The organism is Xanthomonas sp. NCPPB 2922 (assembly GCF_041520885.1).
Taxonomy (GTDB): Bacteria; Pseudomonadota; Gammaproteobacteria; order Xanthomonadales; family Xanthomonadaceae; genus Xanthomonas; species Xanthomonas campestris.
In genome coordinates this window covers 35,321-50,469 of sequence record NZ_JBGOFY010000016.1, presented here as the reverse complement: position 1 = coordinate 50,469, position 15,149 = coordinate 35,321, and the positions used below count along the sequence as shown (strand labels likewise).

Here is a 15,149-nt window from a genome sequence, read left to right as displayed (position 1 = left end):
ACCAGATCGTTCGCCGCATCAACCGCTCACGCATTGCGTGCCCCGCTGCGGGATAATGCGGCGATGGCCGACCGCACCGAACAGATCCTCACTCCCAGCCAGCTCAACACGCTGGCGCGCGACCTGCTCGAAGGCAGTTTCCCCCTGGTGTGGGTGGAGGCCGAACTGGGCAATGTGACCCGCCCCGCCTCCGGCCATCTGTATTTCACGCTCAAGGATGCGCGTGCACAGATCCGCTGCGCGATGTTCAAGCCCAAGAGCACCTGGCTGAAGTTCCAGCCGCGCGAGGGGCTGCGCGTGCTCGCGCGCGGGCGCCTCACCTTGTACGAGGCACGTGGCGATTACCAGCTGGTGCTGGACAACATGGAAGAAGCCGGCGAAGGCGCGTTGCGGCGCGCGTTCGAGGAACTGCGCGCGCGGCTGGCAGCCGAGGGCGTGTTCGACGCAGAGCGCAAGCAGCCGCTGCCCGCGCATGTGCGCCGCCTGGCGGTGATCACCTCGCCCAGCGGTGCGGCCGTGCGCGACGTGCTCAGCGTGCTGGCGCGCCGCTTCCCGCTGCTGGAGGTGGATATTTTGCCGTCGCTGGTACAAGGCGACAGCGCGGCCGCGCAGATCACTTCGCTGCTGCAACGCGCCGATGCCTCCGGCCGCTACGACGTCATTTTGATCACCCGCGGTGGCGGTTCGCTGGAAGACCTGTGGGCGTTCAACGACGAGCGCCTGGCGCGGGCGATCGCCGCAGCACACACGCCCGTGGTGTCGGCGGTCGGTCACGAGACCGATGTCAGCCTGAGCGACTTCGCCGCCGATGTGCGCGCCCCCACGCCCTCGGTCGCCGCCGAGTTGCTGGTGCCCGATCAACGCGAACTGGTGGCACGTGTGCGGCGCGCGCAGGCCCGGCTCAGCCAGCTGCAGCAGCACACGCTTGGCCAGGCGATGCAACACGCGGACCGGCTGGCGCTGCGCCTGCGCGCGCGCAGCCCGCAGGCACGCCTGCAGTTGCTGCAGCGCCGCCAGGAAGACGCCGCGCGGCATCTGCGTGCGCGCATGCAGCATATCCTGGAGCGGCTACAGGCACGTGTGCAGCGCGCGCGGGCCGGTGTGCAGTCACACAGCCCGCAGCGCCACCTGGCACCCCTGCAGCAACGCCTGCGCGCTGCACATCCGCAAGCGGCAATGCAGCGGCGCCTGCAGCAGGATCACCTGCATCTGCGCGGCCTGGTGCGTTCACTGGAAGCCGTCAGCCCGCTGGCCACGGTGGCACGCGGCTATGCCATCGTCACCCGTCAGGCCGATGGCAGCGTGGTGCGCAGTGCCGCCGAACTGACCCAGGGTGATCGCCTGCGCGCACAGCTGGCCGATGGCAGCGTGACGGTCGTGGTCGACACCAGCGAGACCGGCTGACGCGCTCATCCAGGCACGCCGTGCAACCTGCCTGCAGCTGCGCGGGCTTCACGCATGCCCCGGCAGTTGCGCTACGCGCTGCCAGCCCTGCAGCAGGATGTCGGCCAGCGCACCCGGGTCACGGTCGAAGTGGTGGCCGCCCGGACGCGCAATAACCTCCACGCCACGCGCGCGCAGCTCCGGGCACAAGGTGTCCTTCTCCTGTTCGCCGTAGATGCATTGCAGCCGATGCGCATCGAGCGCCTGCAGCGCGGGGGCGATCGGGCGTTCGGCCTCGTTGTGCCAGCCCAACCAACCGCCCACCCGCACCTTGAAGTCGGCCTGATGGGCCAGGCCCAGCAAGCCGACAAACTGCACCGCATCGCGGCGCGCCGCCGGCAGTTCGGGGAATGCGAACGGCAATACATCCGCACCGAACGAATAGCCCACCAAGGCCACGTGATGCGCATGCCAGCGCTGCTGGTAGGTGGCGATGATCCGGTCCAGATCCACACCCACCTGCTGCGGCGTGCGGCTGCGCCAGAAGTAGCGCAGGCTGTTGAAGCCGACCACCGACACGCCCTGCTGCTGCAGGCGTGCAGCAATGCCCTTGTCCATCTCGCGCCAGCCGCCGTCGCCTGAGAGCAGCACGACCAGACGATCGCTGCCGGGCGCGTGCAATTCCACCAGCGGCAGGTCGGCCAGGCCCTGCGCCTGTGCGGTCTGGAAATGGCCACGCGTGGCGGCCGCGATCTGTGCCAGGCTGGCATCTTCCACCTGGGCATCCAGGAAACCCTGGTTCGGGTCGGGCACGTCGTGCAGGCACGCCAACCCGGTGTCGGTGGCGTCACCATCGGCTACCACGACGCCGCCGAGCACATCCGGCGCGGCGTTGGCGACCGCCTGACGCGCAAGCAGCGCGCCATCGCCCTGCCCGACCAGCACCGGCGGCAGGAAGGCATCCACGTGCTCGGCGCGCAGCAATTTCTTGCCGAGCCGTTCGGCGTCGTCGGCCAGCGCGCTGCAGGCAGCATGCCGGCTGCGCGCACGGGTGCGGTACCGCGCGGTGTCAACCACCGCGACCAGCGCACCATCGTCGCTGAGCAGGTCGGCCAGTTGCTGTCCCTGCTCGGCGTGTGCACTGTCCGGCAGCAGCACCACCATCGCCTTGGGCGTACCTTCCGGGCGCACCACTTCCACCGCACCATAGTTGCCGGCGGTATTGCCGTCCTGCAGATGCCGGGCAACGGCGTAGCCGCTGCCTGCAATGAACAGCAGCGCCACGATCCAGCGAAACAGTGTGATACCCCAGGTCATCGCGGCGGTCCTCGAAAACGCTGCGGCTTGGACCGGCGCAGGCCGCGCCCGGTTCCATCCATGCAGTGGCGCCGTTTTCCGTGGTTAAGCCTGGCGCCGCGCCAGCCTAGATGCCGCGCGCCAGGCGGAAGCCGATGCGCGCACTGGTGGTGTCGGACTCTTGCGACAGCCGCCAGGCCGCGCGTGTCTGCAGCGGCGAATTGGCCCAGCTGCCACCACGTACCAGGCGCTGCCGGCAACCGGGGTTGAACCACGCGGCGCCGTCGGCCGGTGCGCGGCGGTAGCTGGCGTGCCAGCAGTCGGCCACCCACTCGCTCAGGTTGCCGCCCATGTCGTGCAGGCCCCAGGCATTGGCGCGGAAACTGCCCACCGGCGCCGGCCCCCAGAAGCCGTCGCCATAGCCGACAAAGCCGTTGTTCCAGTGCCGCCCGCTGCGCGAGACGTCGTTGCCGCCGGTGAAGTTGCCCGCATCGGGCGGCGGCACGCCCGGGTTACCCCACGGATAGCGGCCGGTGGTGCCGGCACGCAGCGCGTACTCGAACTCTGCTTCGCTGGGCAGGTGGTAATGGCGGCCGGTCTGTTCGGACAGCCACGTCGCATAGGCTTCGGCGTCGCGGATGCTCACGTGCATCACCGGGCTGTTGGGGGCGGCCTGGGCACCGTTGTAATCCGATTGCCAGTCCACCCCGCTACGGCGGATGAAGTTGCCGCTGCGCTCGTCGTAGACCACCGAATGGCCGCGCCGGGTTGCGCGCGGCCGCGCCTTGGTCGCTTCCACAAACTGGCGGAACTCGGCCACGGTGACTTCGGTGATGGACATCGCGAACCCACGCGCAAAACGCACGTAATGCGCCGGGCGTTCGTTGTCCGATGCGCCCGGCTCGTAGTCGCCTGCGCCCATGCGGAACGCACCATGTGGCACCACGATCATCTGCGGGCCGCGGCCGCCGACCTTCAGGCCATCGGTGAACACCTGGCCGGGACGAAAACTGCCGTAATGCGTGGCCAGTTCCAGCCGCCGCCGAAGATCGCCGGCCACCGGGTCGCCGGGATCGGCAATGCGCAGCACCTCGGCCAGTTTTTCGCCGGCCGGCTTGAGCCCGCGCGGGGTGGTCAGGTCACGCAGGCCGGCATCGCGCAGCGCGGCGATCTGCGCGCGCCGCATGCGCTCGATACGCGCACGTGCATCGGCAATGGTCGGCGCGCGCTCGCGCACCTGGCCGGCCATCTGCAGCCAGTAGCGCGCCGCCACGAAGTTGGCCGTCTCGGCGGCCTGTTCGGCACGCCGCAGCAAGGCGCTTTCGACTGCGGCCAGGCCCTGGCGTGTGCGTGGGTTGTCCGGGTCCAGCTGGGCGGCATCGCGGAAGTTCACCAGCGCGCCGTTGCCGTCTTCGCCCAGGCGCCCGTTGCGCAGATCGTCCTCGCCGGCGCGATTGAAGCCGAGCACGCGCTGGGCCGTTTCCACTTCGAGCTGCAGCGCGCGCACCTTGGGATCTTCCGGCGCCAGGGCCAGTGCCACGATCGCCAGTTCGCGCGCCTGCTCCAGTGCGTTGTCCTGACGGTCGGTCTGCTCGACCAGCGCATGGCCGCGCTCAAGCAGACGCCGCCGCGCCTGCTCCAGGCCACGCCGGCTGGCCGCATCCTTGCCCTCGCTGCGTTGCTGAATTGCCAGATACAGCGGAATGGCATCGTCGGCGCTGCGGTAGAGGCGGTCTTCCTTCAACGCCTCGGCGGCGCGCTGGCGCACTTGCGCCAGCGGCGTCTCGCCCAGGTCCACCGGTGGTGGCTGCCACTGCGCAACGGTCTCGGCGGATTCTTCGCCACCAATGGACACACGCGGTGCGGTGGCCGGCGCTGCGCTGGAAGTGGCGGCCACGCGCGGCTTGCTGGCCGCCGCGGGCGCAGGCGTCGGCTCGCGTGAGCACGCGCCGGCACAGAGCGCGACCAGCGCCCATGCTGCGATCCGATTGCCGCACTGACCCACACCCACTCCTTGCCCGGCACTGCCCCTTCGGCAGGCGATCGCGACGTTAGGCTATTCTGCGCGCTCTACGCAAACCCTTGCTGTCGACGGAAATCACGTGCCCCATTGGATCACCCACCCCTCCGAATTGACCGAACGCCTGCAATCGCGTCCGTCCCGCATTGGCCTGGATACCGAATTCATTCGTGAGCGCACCTACTGGCCGCAACTGGCGCTGGTGCAGATGGCGATCGGTGAGGAGATCCTGCTGATCGACCCGTTGATTCCGGGCATGACAGATGCACTGAAGGACTGGCTGATCGCGCCGGACATCGTCAAGGTGATGCACAGCGCCAGCGAAGATCTGGTCACCCTCAAGTGTGCCTGCGGCGTGCTGCCGCGGCCGTTGTTCGACACCCAGATCGCGGCCGCACTGGCCGGCGTCGGTGGCGGCATGGGCTATCAGAAACTGGTGCAGGAAGTCACCGGCACCCTGCTCACCAAGGGCGAGACCCGCTCTGACTGGATGCGCCGCCCGCTCTCGCCCGCACAGCTGGAATACGCTGCCGACGACGTGCGCTACCTGTTTGCCATCCACGACGCGCTCACCGCCAAGCTGACCGCGCAAGACCGCCTGGGCTGGCTGGCCGAAGATGGCGAGCGCTTGCTCGGCACGGTGGAGCACGACGATGGCGACCGTTGGCCGCACGTGAGCCTGCGCACCGCACAGTTCCTGGAACCGGCTGCACAGCGCCGCCTGCTGCGCCTGTTGCGCTGGCGCGACCTGCAGGCACGGCAGAGCGACCGCCCACGCAGCTGGATCCTGGACAACGAACTGGCCAGCCAGCTGGCGCGCTTCCCGCCGGCGGATCTGGACGCACTGATGCGCCAGTTCGACAAATTCCCCAAGGCCCCGCGCAAGCTCGCCAACGCGGTCTGGGAGGCACTCAACACGCCCTTGCCCGACGAAGACCACGCCCCGCTGGCGCAGGCCTCCACCGATGGCAACAAGGCCACGCTCAAGCGCCTGCAGGATGCAGTGGCGCAGCGCAGCCGCGAGCTCGAACTGCCGGACGGCATCCTCGCCTCGCGCCGCCATCTGGAAACCCTGATCGAGCAGCGCAGCTGGCCGGCCGCGCTCGGGCAATGGCGACGCGACGCATTGGAAGCAGATCTGCTGCCGCTGCTGGATGCGGTAACGCCCTGAGCGGCGTGTTGCGCACGTTTGCCGCGTGACTGCGGCGGCGTGTGGCAACAAACGCATCCGGCGTGCTCTGTAAGAATGGAGCCCGTGCCTCAGCCCTGGTCCGCCCAGCGCGCCAGGTTCTGTTGAATCTGCGCGATGTCTGCCCAGGGGTCCTTACGGCGGCGACGCAACTTGTCTGGGACATCGCGCAGGGTGAAGGCGTCGGCGCGATGCAGCTTGGGCAGGTCTGACCACGGCAGCGGCAATGCCACCGGTGCGCCCGGGCGGCCGCGCAGCGAGTACGACGCCACTGCGGTGGCACCACGCCCATTGCGCAGGTAATCGACAAAAATGCGTTTGTTACGGAAGCGCTTGGTTGCCGTGGCCACGAAGCGGTCCGGCTCGGATTGCGCCAACGCGTCGGCAAAGCCTTTGGCAAAGCGCTTGGTCAGCTCCCAATCGCAGCCGGGGTTCAAGGGCACCACCACGTGCAGGCCCTTGCCACCGGAGACGCGCAGAAACGATTCCAGCTCCAGCTGCGCCAACAGCTTGCGGATATCGGTGGCGGCCCGTTTGATCTCGGCAAATGGCACATCCGGGCCCGGATCCAGATCGAACACCACGCGATCGGCCATATCCGGCCGCGCCGCATGCGAGCCCCAGGGGTGGAATTCCAGCGCATTGAACTGCACCAGTTCCAGCAGCCCGGGCGCATCTTCCACCACAAGATAGTAGGCATTGCTGCCGGTTTCTTCCTTCAACCGCACCGAGCTCACCCGCTCCAGCCCGGCGGTGTGATGCTTCTGGAAAAAGCACGGTTTTTCTGCACCGTTGGGGCAACGGATGATCGACAACGGCCGCCCCACGATCTCTGGCAGCAGGTGATCCATCACCGCGTGGTAGTACTCCCAGACATCGCCCTTGGTGGCACGGATGTCCGGGTAGATCAGCTTGGTCGGGCTGGACAACGTGGGCTCGCCCTGCGCGGGCGCTTGCTTGTTTGCACGCTTGCGCCCGCGCGCGGGCGTGTTAGCCATGTCGGCCTGCGCGGGACTGACATCCCCGGTATCGCTGTCGGCCAGGTCGGCGATGTCCTTGTCCAGACGCACCGCCTTGAGCGAGGCCTGGCGCAACAGCTGCTGCCCCCCGACACCGCGATAGAACACCTCCACCACGAACCGCGGCGCGAACCAGGTGGCGCCACGCAGATCGGTGTCCTCGGTGGGGATATGCGCGGTAGGCCGCTTGCCGCCCCCGTGCAGATGCTGGGTCACCTCCTGCATCAACGTATCCGAAAAGCCAGAACCAACCCGCCCCACATACAACCAGCCGTGCTGCGGGTCCGGCGTGGCCAGCAGCAGCGAGCCGAAGCCGGTACGGCTGCCCTTGGGCGCGGTATAGCCGACGACCACATATTCCTGGCTGGCCAACTGCTTGGTCTTGCGCCAATCATCGCTGCGACCGGCGCGGTACGGCCGGTCGGCACGCTTGGAAATGATGCCTTCAAAGTGCTGCTCGCCGGCGACCCGGAACACCTCCAGCCCATCGCCCTCCACATGCGAGCTGTAGGCCAGATGGCCGGCCGGCGCATTCGCCAGGACCTGCTGCAAGAGCTGCTTGCGTTCGCGCAGCGGCGCCTCGCTGATCTCCACGCCATCGATGTGCAGCAGGTCGAACACCGCCAGCGCCAGCGGCACCTGGCGTTCACCCGACAAGGTCGCCTGCAGCAGGTTGAAATCCTCCTTGGTGCCACGCCCGGCGATCAGCTCGCCATCCAGCCGTGCCGAGCGCAGGTTGAGCGCCTGGATCGCATCGCGGATGTCGGGAATCTTGTCGGTCCATTCCAGCGCATTGCGCGACCACAGCCGCACCTGGCCGTCGGTCACCGTGGCCAGGATGCGATAACCGTCCCACTTGATTTCATGCACCCATTGCGCCCCGTCCGGCGGCGCCTGCCCGAGCTTGGCCAGCTGCGGTGCGAAGGCGGCATCGTCGATGTCGCCGCGCCGCGCGTGCGTGAGTTTCAACGCGGCGTTGGTCCAGGCGTTACGTGCACGCGCCCGTGGCACAGGCACGGTGGTGAGTGCCTTGCGTTGGGCCTTGCCGGCCCCGGCGCGACGTACATCCTCTGCTGGCGCGGCAGCCACATCGGCCAGCAGATCGTCGGCTTCCAGCGTGCCGGCATAGGCGTCGTCTTCCTTGAACAGCAACCACTGCGGCTGGCGGGCCGGCTTGCTTGAGCGCACCAGATGCCAGCCGCCCTTGAGCTTGCTACCGAATAATTCGAAGCGCAGATGGCCCTTGGCCAGCTGCGCTTCCGGGTCACCGGCGGTGGCCCAGACCCCATGATCGAACTGGGCCACGTGGCCGCCGCCGTATTCGCCCTTCGGAATCTCGCCCTCGAACCTGGCGTAGTCCACCGGGTGGTCTTCCACCTCTACCGCCATGCGCTTCACTGCCGGGTCGTAGCTTGGCCCCTTCGGCACTGCCCAGCTCTTGAGCGCATCGCCCACCTGCAGACGAAAGTCGTAGTGGCGCCGGCTAGCATGGTGCAGCTGCACCACGAAGATCGCCCGTTGCCCCTGTGGCAGCAGCTTGCCTGGCTCCGGCTCGCGGGTCTTGTCGAAGCTGCGCTTGCGGCGGTATTCGCTGAGGCTCATGCAAGCCGGGCCTATTTGCCCAGGTGCTGGCGCACCTTGGCGGCCACTGGCCCCACCGCATCCACGGCCGCGCGCAGTTCGTCGGCGCTCACGCCAAGGGCCTTGGTCCAGTACTGCAGTTCGTAGGCTTCGTGCACATTGATCCGGTCACGATCCGGCGTGCCGACATTGCGGGTGTCATCACTCATGGCATGCTCCTGTATTGTTGCGGTTGGGCCTGCCAGCAGACGCGATGCGTCTTGCAGCAGGCGCAGCACGACAATGCGAAAGCGTCCGGCCAGACCCCGTGAACGGCCCGTTTAGCGCATGTGTAAAGCCGTGTCCGTGCAACGACCATCCACGGACCAGTGCCATAATGGCGCGCGCCCATCGGGCGGTGTCTCCACTCTTATTCCGAGGCCATACCTCTGTGAGCAATACTTCTTCGAAACTGGATTCCATCGCGCAAGCCAAAGCCAAGCTGCTGGACGAGCTGCAGAAGCTGGAAGAACAGGAAAAAACCGAGCGCGCCAGTGAGGCATCCTCTGCACATGCCACCATCGTGTCGCTGCTCGAGCAGTTTGCCGGCCACTTCAACACCAAGCAGCGCAACGACATTGCCGCGTACCTGGGCACCACCGCCGCAGCCCGCAAGGACGTTGTGAAGACCGGCCGCAGCGAAGTGCGCCCGAAGTACGAGCTTCCCGGCACCGGCGAGACCTGGTCTGGCCGCGGACGCACGCCGAAGGCCTTCGCTGCATGGGAAGGCACGGAGTCGTACAAGGAATGGAAGGCCAAGAACCCCGACCTCAAGTTCCCGCTGATTCGCGAGTAATCAGACCACCGGCCGCATCCCCCGATGCGGCCAGCCACGCAGGCAGCCCTTGGCGAACCGCGTGGCATGTGGTTAGAATCGAGTCACGTGGGGCGGTAGCTCAGCTGGGAGAGCGTCGCGTTCGCATCGCGAAGGTCGAGGGTTCGATCCCCTTCCGCTCCACCAGATAGCATCCCGAACGGGATGGAAGAAGGCCGGAAACCCTGCTGTAGGATGGGTTGACCGGCCTCCTGCATTTTTGGCCGGAGCGGATCGTTTCGTTGAAATGCGCGGGACAGTGGGGGCAAATCTGGGGGCATTGCACCCAACTGCAAATTTAGGTGCCCTTCTCCCTGCGACAGCGACAAGCCTCCGTCTAGACGAAGAAGCTGCTGGCGGCCTGTACTTGGAGGTGTGTCCGCCTGATGGCCGCTGGTGTCAGCTGGAATACCGGTTTGATGGCAAACAGAATGCTTGGCGCTATGGGGGACTCGGAGTTGGTGCTAGCGCACCGCGAGCGCTAAGTCGCATCACGCCACGCGGTAACCGGCCGGATCCAGGAACTCCGCCAGGCAGCGGCCAAGCTGCATTGCCTGCGCCCGCGCATCGCCGCGATAGCCTGCCTTGCCAGCTTCTTCAATCGTGGCGACCGCCGATGACAGATCGCGATGGTAGACATACGCCGTGGAGCTCCATTGCGGGTCGCCCGGCGCCTGGAACTCGACTGTTTCCACGCGGAACTCGCCGCAATGACCATGCAGCACGGTGCGTTGTAGGGTGCGCTGTTTCATGCGTTGCAGTATCGCAGTGGGCATCTGACGAGCACGTGTGGGCCGACGCATGACCGCGTGCAGCCGCATCGACAGCGCGCTGTTAGACATTGCGCCAGCGCGGAGGCTCTTGCCTCTTGCGGACACCAGCATGCAGCAACTGCGCTGCCTGTATGCCCGCCTGCATTCCCTGGCGGCGCGCCTCCATGCGATCGGGACTACAGCCCACATCGGGGAGTACCCGGATCGCGCCTGCCTCATCGCCGTGGTGGATGTACGCGGTGGACATCCATTCGGTGGCGCCCAGGCGTTTGGTTTCGACCGTAGTCACTCGGAAAAGACCGACGTAGCCGTGCAATGGCATAGAACAAGGGTGGTATGGCCCAGCTGCTATTTTTCTTACGGCGTGGCGCTCGATCAACCCGTCAGCGCGCCAGCGGATGAACACCTTTGATTTTGTGATGGAACTGCGTTGCTCGGTGGCGGGGCAATCGCCAGCGATTTAGCCGCGCCGCGAGTGCCTCAGCGCAGTCCTCTCTGCAGCGCGTACTCGGGTGAATGACGTGCGAGCGCAATCTTGCCAGCCACGTGGAACGAGATGCATGCATCTAGTGATACCGATGCACCTGACTTGGTTTAGAACCTGCAGTCAGGCGTCGCAAACGGCGACGTCCCAAACATGCTGCTGCAAGCGAGGATCACTGGTCGCCCATTAAATTCAACTGCAGACCCAGCGACGTTATGTGTCCGACGCACCGCACACCCGCAGCGTTGATGGCCAACTGCACTGCTTAAAATCGCGGCAGTCGGTAATCCACCAGAGTGCTGACGACCGCGTCGAATTCACGGCATCCGCGGCATCGAAATCGTGCAGCAGGATCGGACCTGTCGTCGAGCTATTGCACTGCAGCCGAACGCTACATACCGCAGTCGATTAGCAACGCTGGCGGTATGAAGCAGCGCGCCTTGCGGCGCACGGCTCACGACTTGCCGCGCAGCCAGATCGGCACGCAGCTATGTGCCCTGCTCGTCGCTGGGCTTGGGGCGGCGGCTTTCGGTATCGCGGATCTGCTGATCGGTCTGGCCGGGGCGCTGCTTGGCGGTTTCGTCCTGCTTTCTGTCTTGCTGGCCTTCCAGTTCGCCATGCTGACTGTCGGGTTCGTTTTCACGCGGTGTGTGGTCGGGCATCATCTGGGCGACTCCATTGAAAGATTGCAAACGAACGTTAGCGCTGCGCCCGTGATGTGCGCGCCACGACGGACGGCGCCTGTTGGCGCGGTTTGAAGTCAATCGAACGCGATGCCTTTGCATGGCGGAAGGCTACGCTCCGCACCGCGCGGTGCGCAGGCTACATTCGAAAGATAAAATGCCCACGCGGCTCCACGTGCAAGCCAACGAGTGTGGCAAGATCGGCGAGCAGCATCACGCTCGCCAGAGCTTGCCGCCCGATGACAACCAGCCATTCCTATTCGCGCCCCTGCGGGCCCCCTGCCGGTACCACGCTCGATGCAGACCCCCGACGCGCCGTCGCTGAACCTGGCCCATGCCACGCTGCTGTCAAGCAATGCGCTGGCTGCTTTGGGCGCACCGCCGCCGGCCAACGAAGACGACCGTCTGGCCGCGCTGCACAGTTACAACATTCTCGACACCGCGCCGGAGCCGCTCTACGACGACATCACCGCAGCGGCCGCGCAGCTGTGCCGCACGCCAATGGCGTTGATCTCGCTGATCGACCAGGACCGCCAGTGGTTCAAGTCGCGCGTGGGCATGCAACCTACCGAAACACCGCGCGACCTGGCGTTCTGTGCGCACGCCATCCTGCAGCCCGACCAGATGATGGAAGTGGGCGACACGTTTGTGGACCCACGCTTCGCGCGCAACGCACTGGTGACAGGCGGGCCACAGATCCGCTTCTACGCCGGTGCACCGCTACTGACGTCCGACGGCGTGGCGCTGGGCACCTTGTGCGTGCTCGATCGCGCCCCGCGCACCTTGTCGGACGCCGAGCGCACTGCATTGCAGGCGCTAGCCCGCCAAGTCGTCACCACCATCGAACTGCGCCAGGCCGCGCGTCTGCTGGAAGGCGATGCCCTGCGCGACCCGCTCACCGATCTGTGGAACCGGGAGGGTCTGGAACACATGCTGGAAGACGCCACGCCGGTGGCAAAGCTGCACGGCCTGGCATTCGTGCTGATCGAGATCGACGGCTTCAAACGGCTAAAGCTGCAATTCGGCAGCGACGCTGCCGACGCAACACTCGTGCAGGCCGCACGTTGTATCGAGACCGAGCCGCAGGAACCCGGCGGTGTCGCGCGCATCGGCGCAGCGCACTTTTGCATGGTGCTGCCCGGCGCAGACAGCGCGCAGGCACTGGCGAGCGTGCAGCGCCTGCAAGCCATGATTGCCGCCGCGTCCTGGCCGGCCGACACCATCAGCATCACCGCCGGGTTGGTCTGCGTCGCGCCTGGCGAGCTAGTGGACAGCCATGTCTTGATGGCGCGTGCCCGCCATGCCTTGCTCGGTGCCGCGCGTGCGGGGCGCAATTGCGTGCAGTGCTTCGATGGTTGGCAGACCGACCGCTGATCAACGCCTCACCGCCGCAGGCGCTCTGTTTCGCGGATTTCAGGCCGCCAGCACGTCGGTTTCGCCAGCAATCTCATCCACTCGCAACACCTGCTCCATCTCCAGCAGCACGACGAAGCGCTCGCCCACCTTGCCCATGCCGCGCAGCAGATCGCGGCGGATGTGCGTGCCGAACGACGGCGCTGCTTCGATGTCGTGATCGGCCAACTCGATCACCGCATTGACCGCGTCCACCAGCACACCGATCACCTGCGGCCCCTGCGCCTGCTCGGTGGCCAGAATCACGATGCAACTGCGCTTGCCAATGCTGCTGTCGGCACGTCCCAGCCGTGCCTGCAGATCCACCACCGGCACCACTGCGCCACGCAGGTTGATCACCCCGCGTACGCAGGCCGGCATCGATGGCACCGGCGTGGGCGCACGGTACTGGATGATCTCGCGAATGCCGAGAATGCTGGTGGCAAAGGTCTCGCCGTCCAGCTGGAAGGTCAGATACTGGGCTGCCGCATCGGCATCGCCCAGCAGCGCATCGGGTGTCAACGCATCCATCGGTCGTCCTCAGAAACGTGCGAACTGGCCTTCGTCCGGGCCCTCGGACATGGCGTAGGCCGGTGCGGCAGTGCCGCGCCAGGTCCGTGCACCACTGCTGCGGGTTGCGCGCGCCGCCACGGCCTTGCCGCGCTTGGGCGGCGTGGTGGCCGGCGCCTGCCCGCCCAGCCGGAAGAACGCCATGCTCTGCTGCAGCTGCTCGGCCTGCGCGCTCATCTCTTCGGCGGTGGCCGCGAGTTCTTCGGAGGCGCTGGCATTCTGCTGGGTGGTCTGGCTCAACTGCACTACCGCCGAGTTGATCTGGCTGACGCCGGAGGACTGTTCTTCGGAGGCGGCAGAAATTTCCTGTACCAGATCGGAGGTGCGCTTGATGCTGGGCACGATGGTGTCCAGCAAGCGGCCGGCGCGGTCGGCGAGCTCGACGCTGGAACTGGCGACCTCACCAATTTCCTGCGCCGCCACCTGGCTGCGTTCGGCCAGCTTGCGCACTTCGGCAGCAACCACCGCAAAGCCCTTGCCATGCTCGCCGGCGCGTGCAGCTTCGATGGCGGCATTGAGTGCCAGCAGATTGGTCTGATACGCGATGTCGTCGATGATGCCGATCTTCTGTGCGATCTGCTTCATCGCCTGCGTGGTGGCCACGACCGCCTCGCCACCTTCGATGGTTTCCTTCGCGGCCTGGGTGGCCATGCCGTCGGTGATGCGTGCGTTTTCGGTGTTCTGGCTGATCGATGCGGTCATCTGCTCCAGCGAGGCGCTGGTTTCTTCCACGCCAGCCGCTTGCTCGCTGGCAGCCTGCGAAATGCTCTGCGCAGTGACACTGACTTCTTCCGACGCGCTGGCCAGGGTTTCGGCACTGGTGTTGACCTCGCCCACCACCTGCGACAGCTTCTGCACCATGGTGCGCATCGACTCGAGCAGCTGCGCGGCTTCGTCGCGACCATGCACCTCGATGCGCATGGTCAAATCGCCTTCGGACAGCCCGTTTGCCACTTCCACCGCACGGCGGATCGGGCCGGTGACGCTGCGGCTGATCACGACACCGAGCACCCCGCCCAGCAGCACGCCGCCGCAGATAATGGCCATCAGCAACTTGGAACTGCTGCTGTGGATTGCACCGGTTTCGGCGTTCGCCGACGCCGCGCTGCGTTCGCGCAAGCTGCTCAGGTCGGTCATCAAGGTATCGACCTCATCCGAGCTGGCGCGCACCGCGCGTGACAGCTCGGCCAATTCGGGGTTGGCCTCGCGCAGTGCTTCGCGGTTGGCGGCCTCGATGAAGCGGCCGCGCTCATCCAGGTATTTATGCCAGGCGCGATCGAACTGCGCCAGCTTGGTCTTGCCCTCGTCGGTTTCGAAGCTGGCCCGCGCACGCGTCATGTAATCGACCACCTTGGCGGTGTACTTGTCGATGTTCTGCACGTGCGACTGGCGCTCTTCCGCGCTACTGGCCAGCAGCAGGTTCGCGCGCGCACGGCCGGCGTAAATCAGATTGATGTTGGCTTCCTTCACGTTGGACAAGCCCAACAATTCGCGCTCGTACAACATGGTGGACAGGTCGTTGAGCCGGCCGGAGTTGGAGTACCCCACCCAGCCAATGCAAGCGCCGATCGCCGAAACGATCAGAAACGCCACGATCAGCCGGATTCCGATTTTGAGGTTGCCTAACATTGGGATGTCTCTTGAGTGAACGTGCATGAGTGCGGTGCGTCGGCAGGCACTTGCTGACACCATCGGTGCAGCGATTGATGTGCCTTGCTAAACCAATCGTTAATGGCTATCGGCGCAGGCAAAACGTGCTTGAGACGGTTCCAGCCTGAATGTGCCGTTCACACGAATGGATGTGTCGATTTGTGACAGTTCACTCGCTTGCCACGCGCCCTATTCGGAAAAACCCTACCCGCGTTATGCACGCTGTCCAGGACAGTCCCGCAGAGACATCACAATC

Annotated in this window: 13 protein-coding genes and 1 tRNA gene; 6 read left to right on the top strand and 8 right to left on the bottom strand. The window is 66.1% G+C overall.

Annotated features, from left to right (window positions below; genetic code table 11):
• Positions 1-63: 63 nt before the first annotated feature.
• A complete protein-coding gene (gene xseA / locus ACD584_RS16535) occupies positions 64-1,404 on the top strand; it encodes an exodeoxyribonuclease VII large subunit (RefSeq protein WP_076035612.1) in 1,341 nt (446 codons plus the stop codon).
• A 48-nt stretch (positions 1,405-1,452) separates the two neighbouring features.
• Here the strand turns inward: xseA and ACD584_RS16530 are convergent, their stop codons facing one another.
• Positions 1,453-2,700 carry a virulence factor gene (locus tag ACD584_RS16530; protein WP_076035611.1) on the bottom strand — a complete coding sequence of 416 codons (1,248 nt, stop codon included), beginning with the start codon at positions 2,698-2,700 and terminating at the stop codon, positions 1,453-1,455.
• Between the two features lie 106 nt (positions 2,701-2,806).
• Complete coding sequence (locus ACD584_RS16525; RefSeq protein WP_175611438.1) at positions 2,807-4,684, bottom strand: formylglycine-generating enzyme family protein; 1,878 nt, start codon at positions 4,682-4,684, stop codon at positions 2,807-2,809.
• Between the two features lie 97 nt (positions 4,685-4,781).
• Between ACD584_RS16525 and rnd the strand changes: the two genes are divergently transcribed.
• On the top strand, positions 4,782-5,870 hold the full coding sequence (rnd, locus tag ACD584_RS16520; protein ID WP_076035610.1) for a ribonuclease D: 1,089 nt from the start codon (positions 4,782-4,784) through the stop codon (positions 5,868-5,870).
• Between the two features lie 89 nt (positions 5,871-5,959).
• Here rnd and ligD read toward each other — a convergent pair whose 3' ends face one another.
• Both ligD and ACD584_RS16510 read right to left on the bottom strand, forming a co-directional pair.
• A complete protein-coding gene (ligD, locus tag ACD584_RS16515; protein WP_076035609.1) occupies positions 5,960-8,509 on the bottom strand; it encodes a DNA ligase D in 2,550 nt (849 codons plus the stop codon).
• An 11-nt stretch (positions 8,510-8,520) separates the two neighbouring features.
• On the bottom strand, positions 8,521-8,697 hold the full coding sequence (locus ACD584_RS16510) for a DUF3606 domain-containing protein (protein WP_014507988.1): 177 nt from the start codon (positions 8,695-8,697) through the stop codon (positions 8,521-8,523).
• Between the two features lie 221 nt (positions 8,698-8,918).
• On the opposite strand from ACD584_RS16510, the gene ACD584_RS16505 reads away from it, so the two are divergent.
• Positions 8,919-9,323 (top strand): H-NS family nucleoid-associated regulatory protein, encoded by a 405-nt coding sequence (locus tag ACD584_RS16505; RefSeq protein ID WP_076035608.1) that lies wholly within the window; start codon positions 8,919-8,921, stop codon positions 9,321-9,323.
• A gap of 89 nt (positions 9,324-9,412) precedes the next feature.
• Positions 9,413-9,488 (top strand) — tRNA-Ala (locus tag ACD584_RS16500).
• Between the two features lie 344 nt (positions 9,489-9,832).
• Here ACD584_RS16500 and ACD584_RS16495 read toward each other — a convergent pair.
• Positions 9,833-10,093 (bottom strand): hypothetical protein, encoded by a 261-nt coding sequence (locus tag ACD584_RS16495; protein WP_040941188.1) that lies wholly within the window; start codon positions 10,091-10,093, stop codon positions 9,833-9,835.
• Between the two features lie 130 nt (positions 10,094-10,223).
• Between ACD584_RS16495 and ACD584_RS16490 the strand changes: the two genes are divergently transcribed.
• Entirely contained in the window at positions 10,224-10,526 is a 303-nt protein-coding gene (locus ACD584_RS16490) for a hypothetical protein (RefSeq protein WP_175611437.1), read from the top strand.
• Positions 10,527-11,086: 560 nt separating this feature from the next.
• Here the strand turns inward: ACD584_RS16490 and ACD584_RS16485 are convergent.
• On the bottom strand, positions 11,087-11,263 hold the full coding sequence (locus tag ACD584_RS16485; protein ID WP_040941186.1) for a hypothetical protein: 177 nt from the start codon (positions 11,261-11,263) through the stop codon (positions 11,087-11,089).
• A gap of 315 nt (positions 11,264-11,578) precedes the next feature.
• Here ACD584_RS16485 and ACD584_RS16480 point away from each other — a divergent pair, with 315 nt between their 5' ends.
• Positions 11,579-12,655 (top strand): sensor domain-containing diguanylate cyclase, encoded by a 1,077-nt coding sequence (locus tag ACD584_RS16480; RefSeq protein ID WP_175611435.1) that lies wholly within the window; start codon positions 11,579-11,581, stop codon positions 12,653-12,655.
• Positions 12,656-12,694: 39 nt separating this feature from the next.
• Here the strand turns inward: ACD584_RS16480 and ACD584_RS16475 are convergent, their stop codons facing one another.
• Both ACD584_RS16475 and ACD584_RS16470 read right to left on the bottom strand, forming a co-directional pair.
• The gene (locus tag ACD584_RS16475; RefSeq protein ID WP_011037457.1) at positions 12,695-13,204 is read right to left on the bottom strand and encodes a chemotaxis protein CheW; all 510 of its coding nucleotides are present in this window, start codon (positions 13,202-13,204) and stop codon (positions 12,695-12,697) included.
• 9 nt (positions 13,205-13,213) lie between these two features.
• Positions 13,214-14,872, bottom strand: a complete 1,659-nt coding sequence (locus ACD584_RS16470; RefSeq protein WP_076035604.1) for a methyl-accepting chemotaxis protein — start codon at positions 14,870-14,872, stop codon at positions 13,214-13,216.
• Between the last annotated feature and the right edge of the window lie 277 nt (positions 14,873-15,149).